A 6,000-nucleotide genomic window follows, 5' to 3' on the forward strand; every position below is an offset into this window, starting at 1 on the left:
TAAATGAATTTTTGGAAGAACCCACGCTAAGTTATTCGATCTAAATCACAACAAATGAAGTTAGGAACAGGCTAAACTTAAAGCTCCTTAAGCCAAAATACTCTCATGCCCGGAGTCCTTTACAAATAGGCAACTGCTATTGGTCTTTTCGGTCATATTGCTAATAAAATTAAAGGGCAGTGTATCCTGCATACCGAAGATATTCAAATCGGCCGATGGCGCCTTGGTCAAAAAGTCGTTAAATTCACCAATGTAAACCTCTGTTAGGGTTTCCGGTAACCTCGCCAAACTCTTAAGTGACTCCAAGAAATTTTTAGCATTTGTTTCTTCTGCGGGATCATCCACAACCATGATTAACCGAATACGAGCCTTCCAGTTCATTTTTAATTTATAGGCCACTAAAATGGAAAGGTCCAAATTCCCGATGTCCCAACCGCCCAGTTCCCAATTGCCTTGTCGGTTGCTCACCCAGACGTTAATCGTGTTGCGCTGTCCCAATAATGCGGTGGCATGCAGGTTAAAGAGTAAAATCCCAATTTCCAATCGTATGGATTCCTTCATTACGGGCTTAATTTCATTATTGTAATCGTCGTGGCTCTGTAAATTCAAAAACATGATATTGGGCTTAAAAAATGCCCCTTGCAAGGCCTGGCTCCCGTAATTGATACCATTAGCAAATTGTTTCGCATGAATGACTGTTGATGAAGAAAACACACCTTTTTCCCGAAAGGAAGCTGAAATACGCTCTAATTCTAAGGCTAATTTACTATGCTCATTAAACGGTTCAATGCCCAGTAATTTGATGGACCCTTTAGGTCGGGCAATATTTCGAAGAAATTCAAAGTTGCCTTTTAGACCATTTACATCGCGTACGGGCACCATCAAATTGGCTTTCCATGCCCGTTGTTGCAATTGCTTCATACCCCAGGTATGTTTCGCTGCCCATTCTGCAAAGGATACAAACAAGCCGGAGCGCACATCCTCAAAAGGCGTTTCCAGATTTTGGCGAGAGAGGTACCAATAGACCACGAATACTATGGCTATGGAAATTAAACTTACCGAAGGATTAATAATAAACATGGCAAAAATGGAGGAAATGAGTCCCAACCAAGGCACCCATTTATGAATCTTGAATACAGGGCGGTAACTGATAAGCCCCAAACGCTGTTCAATAATCACTACAATGTTAATCATAGCGTATGTGATCAAGAAAAATAGGGTCACCAATGGTGCGACAGCATTTATATTTCGTAATAATAGAGTTAGAAATATTAGTATTCCTGTGACCACCATCGCATTCCGGGGTTGCCCTGTCGCGCTCGTTCCTGACAATAGGGTAGAGTAGGGCAATACCTTATGTTCGCCCATGGCAAATAAAATCCTCGACGAACCCACAATAGAGGCCAGAGCAGAGGAGAAGGTAGCGCCTAAAACCCCTGCAATAATCAATGGCCCGAAATAGGCCTTATCCACCATCACATAATAATTGGTGAGCAGCTCTTCTTCAGATGCACTTCGTGAAATCCAAAAGGCGAGGAGCATATAAATCACAAAACTGACTCCAATGGCCCACAGTGTTCCCGTAGGGATACTTTTCTTTGGATTTTTCAATTCTCCAGACATGTTGGCCCCGGCCATAATACCCGTTGCCGCAGGAAAAAATACCGCAAATACAATCCAAAAACTACTGCCTTTAAACCCATTTTCCACCGAACCCTTATACGTTCCCCAACTTAAAGAATCGCTTAAAGGGAGTGCCATTGAACCATTATAAGCGGCAATAATTATGGAAATAAAGGACAACAAAATAATCCCCATAATGATAAATTGCGTCTTGATGGCCAGATTGGCGCTGATATAGGCAATGGTGAATAATGAAGCGAACACAATGATATCCACCAAGAAGGCGTTATGCCCCGGAAAAATAGCCAACCAGCCTTCGCGAAAACCAAAAATATACATCGTAACGGCCAGACCTTGGGAAATATACCTCGGTATCCCCAAACTACCCCCAACTTCCAGCCCCAATGCCTGGGAAACGATGGCATAGGCCCCTCCGGCACCTATACGGATATTGGTGGTAATGGCGGACATGGACAAAGCGGTGCAAAGCGTAATCAAAAAGGAAATCAGAATAATCAACCAGGCCCCTAATAATCCTGCATTTCCAACCACCCAGCCCAGGCGTAAATACATAATTACACCTAAAATGGTAAGGAGTGTGGGCGTAAAAACACCACCAAAAGTGCCAAATTTTTTGATCTGTTTGGGCGCGTTGCCGTTCATATAAAATTCAAAAAGAATATTGGCATCAATTTACTAATAATCTTCATACATGATGTTGAAATAGCTCACTTTTTCTTTCAATTGATACAGGATTAATATGTCTTTGCTTACATGACCAATATCATAAAAAATTACAGTATTGCTTAGTAATTTTAGACCATTCTAAACTAAAGTCATCATGAAAACTTCACACCATTCATTCGTAAACACCACCCGTTATCTTTTATTTCTTTTTGGATTTTTAGCCTTGTTAATGGGCTGTAACAATAGCGCTTCAAAAGAGAGTAAGAGTAGCGCAGAAACAGCAACATCTGAAACCTTTAAAGATGTTTTTTGGAATGTTAAAGCCATCCGTCCGGATGGAAAAAGCCTTGACATTAAAGTCTTTGATAATGCAGGAGATCCTTTCGATGTAAAGGCTATTCAAGATTCTGATCAAGATAACCTAATGGATGTAAAAGCTTTTGTGGGTGACGAGATATTGCCCGTTAAAATATTGGTCAGTAGTACGCAGTTTGCCCCAGTGGTGGCCATTAGTAATGCCGGTAGCGCATACAAACTTGAAGCTGTGGACCTTGATGGAACACGACACGAAGTGATAGGCGTCGTTAGATTTGGAAATGTGGTCATCATGAAAGCCATTACACAAAAGGGTAAGTTCTACGGCGTAAAAGCCATTTCACCAACTGGGGAGCTTAATGACATTAAGGGGATAAAAATCAATTTTCAGGACAGGGAAATGGGGTTAAGGGGCCATGATGTGTATGCCCATGTAAAAGCCATGCACCCTTCTGATGATGAGGATAGCTTTAAGATGCCGAAGCAAAATAAGATTAAAAAGGGTGTCTATCAGAATAATTTTAAAGACGTTATTTGGAATATTAAAGCAGTAACCCCTGACGGTAAAAACCTGGACGTAAAAGCGTTTGACGAACAAGGTAATGCCTTTGATGTCAAAGCTGTTCAAGACTCCAAACAACATAGCTTTATGAATGTTAGGGCATTTGTCGGGGATGTAGATATCCCAGTCAAAATCATGGATAGTGAAGACGAATATGCACCCATCAAAGCCATTGACGGGGATGGCACGATTTACGACCTTAAAGCCATTACGGCGGACAATGTCAAACTAGATGTAAGAGGCACAAGCCGTTCAGGGAATATTGTAAACGTCAAGGCTATCAATGAAAATGGTGATTTATACGCTGTCAAAGCGTTTGCTCCCGACGGAAAACTGAATGCCGTAAAAGGGATCAAGATTTTTGATAGAAAGGTAGAAATGCGGGTGCAGGGCAATCCTGTGTATGCGCATTTAAAAGCGATTAGTCAATAGACCATAAAGTTTTAAGTGATTCCGGAAGTATATCGGGAATCATATCAATAATTTGGGCGCCTGCCTGCCGGCAGGCAGGTTACCCCGCCACGTGCGGGGTCTGGCTTTCCGCTATATCTTTTCAAAACTACTATGTCATTGCGAGGAGGTACGACGTGGCAATCTCAAACATACCTGTAACTGGATAAACTCGTCTTCCCATAGTTTTAAAAAGGATGCCACTGCAATCCCTAACGCGGGCATACCTGCCAATGTCATTGCGAAGGAGGTACGACTGCGGCAATCTCCTAATTTTTTGCCTTTCCAAACGCGAATCCTTCCAGCTTAAAAAAGGATTTCAAACATGCCGTTCTATCCCTAACGTGTTACACTGAGCCTGTCGAAGTGCACTTACCTACTAGCATAATTGCCAAATCCATAGTGCTGTCATTCCTGTCAGTTCGAGTGAATTTTGCGATTAGAGTGAGCAAAATTTGTATCGAGAACAATAGTACAAGTCCTTCGAATGGTTCTCGATACAATTTCTCGTACCTCGAAATCACTCGAACTGACATGTTGTTTTACATTTAATAAATGTTCAAAAAAAATCGCCTGTCATTCTGAACTTGTTTCAGAATCTCAAAATCTATAAATAATTTGCAACTAAGAACCTGAAACAAGTTCAGGTTGACAAAAACAGACTTTTTAGAGCACCTTTGTCATTTCGAACGTAGTGAGAAATCTCATTATAAATTCAACACGATAAGATTCTTCGTCCCTTCGCTTTGTCGACATGACATAACGCAAATAGTTGGAGACTTTCCGCTTATTCTGTTATTGAGTTTTTGTATCCAATCATATTGTTTATTCCCATAGAATAAATTCCCTAATCCCATTTTTTGAAGTACTTTCGTGCTTTAAAAATTTCCCCCCTTGAAAAAGCAATTGGAACTCATCAAACCCAAAACATTTCCGTTTTTTTACGGTTATGTTATTTTGTTGTTTGGAAGCATCGGTGTGCTGTTCAGTATTCCGGGGCAAACCGTAGGCGTGTCTTTGTTTACCGATCCCGTAAAGGATGCACTGCACCTAAGCCGCAATGAATTCAGTAACGCCTATATGCTGGGCACCTTGCTCAGTGCCTTTTTTGTCACCAAGGCGGGGATATTGTTCGATAGGTTAGGGGCGAGGGCTGTTGGGTTTTTGGCTGCCTTTTGTTTGGGGGGTACCTTGTTGTTGCTGTCCCAATCCAAAGGCATTGTAGAGGGTATCCAATCGCTGTTGAATACGGATACCAGCCTCGTCGCCTTTGTGGTAATCACCCTCTTGTTTTTTATGTTGCGCTTTAGTGGCCAAGGGGTATTGACGATGACCTCCCGGAATATGGTGATGCTGTGGTTTGATAAAAACCGTGGGAAAATCAATTCCATTAGTAGTATTACGGTGTCCTTGGGGTTTTCCAGTTCGCCATTGTTGATGGACTATTTAATTGACAATCATGGCTGGCAGGGGAGTTGGCAGATTTTGGCATTAAGCCTCTTTTGTTTTTGCGTATTGGTACTGTTGTTTTACAAAAATGCCCCGGAAGCTTATGGCCTTATTCCCGATGGCAAAAAAATCATTTCAAAAAAGGCCAGTTCATCCGCTGAAACCCCCTCTAAATCCTTCACCTTAAAAGAAGCCAAACAAACCCGCGCCTTTTGGATTATTGGTCTGGCATTGGCGTTTAACAGTTTTTTTATCACGGGGATGACCTTTCATGTGGTATCCATTTTCGAAACCCAAGGCTATACCAAGGGCGAGGCCATTGCCATTTTTATCCCCATTTCCATAACTGGCATTACTGTATCCACGATAGCCAATATTTTAAGCGATTATGTGGCACATAAAATCTTTATTTATCTCATGCTCCTCGGTGGTCTTTTGGCCGTATCAGGCCTATGGTTTTTGGAAGACACCGCAGGAGTGCATGCCTTGATTGGTGGTCTTGGAATCATGAGTGGCCTCTTTGCCGTGCTTAATGCAGTGACCTGGCCCAAATACTACGGCAGGGCGCATTTGGGCGCCATTACGGGCAAGGCCATGAGCTTTTTGGTGATTGCCAGTGCCATTGCTCCCAGTATGTTTAGTGCCTCTTTTACTTATTTGGGTGATTATAAATATGTAGCTCTATTGGCTTTTGTGTTTTTGCTGGTGTTGATTATTGGGGGTGTTGGGGTTAGGAGGCCTGGGTAGTGCTTTAAGTTTGTATTCACTAGATTGACTTATACCTCGGCAGCTTTTTATTTAAATGAACTTCATTCTGAAGGAAGTGTTTAACTAATTAGATATTTGTATTAACCCGTTGTGCATTATGATTTAAAAGAAAAAAGTTGTTCATCTTACTGATAATCAGTAAATTG

At 41.7% G+C, this 6,000-nt stretch carries 3 protein-coding genes; 2 read left to right on the forward strand and 1 reads right to left on the reverse strand.

Going from position 1 to position 6,000, the window contains the following annotated elements; all coding sequences use genetic code 11:
• Positions 1 to 87 precede the first annotated feature (87 nt).
• Positions 88 to 2,286 (reverse strand): amino acid permease, encoded by a 2,199-nt coding sequence (locus ACFSR8_RS07515; protein WP_380290624.1) that lies wholly within the window; start codon positions 2,284 to 2,286, stop codon positions 88 to 90.
• 178 nt (positions 2,287 to 2,464) lie between these two features.
• On the opposite strand from ACFSR8_RS07515, the gene ACFSR8_RS07520 reads away from it, so the two are divergent.
• A complete protein-coding gene (locus ACFSR8_RS07520; protein ID WP_380290626.1) occupies positions 2,465 to 3,619 on the forward strand; it encodes a DUF7486 family protein in 1,155 nt (384 codons plus the stop codon).
• A 912-nt stretch (positions 3,620 to 4,531) separates the two neighbouring features.
• The gene (locus ACFSR8_RS07525; protein WP_380290628.1) at positions 4,532 to 5,833 is read left to right on the forward strand and encodes an MFS transporter; all 1,302 of its coding nucleotides are present in this window, start codon (positions 4,532 to 4,534) and stop codon (positions 5,831 to 5,833) included.
• The last annotated feature ends 167 nt before the right edge of the window (positions 5,834 to 6,000 follow it).

Origin of the sequence: Hyunsoonleella rubra (assembly GCF_042684665.1) — a bacterium.
Taxonomy (GTDB): Bacteria; Bacteroidota; Bacteroidia; order Flavobacteriales; family Flavobacteriaceae; genus Jejuia; species Jejuia rubra.

Bases quoted from the DNA above. Each gene is read 5' to 3' on its own strand.
- ACFSR8_RS07520 (WP_380290626.1), top strand. From the start codon at position 2,465: ATGAAAACTTCACACCATTCATTCGTAAACACCACCCGTTATCTTTTA.
- ACFSR8_RS07515 (WP_380290624.1), bottom strand. From the start codon at position 2,286: ATGAACGGCAACGCGCCCAAACAGATCAAAAAATTTGGCACTTTTGGT.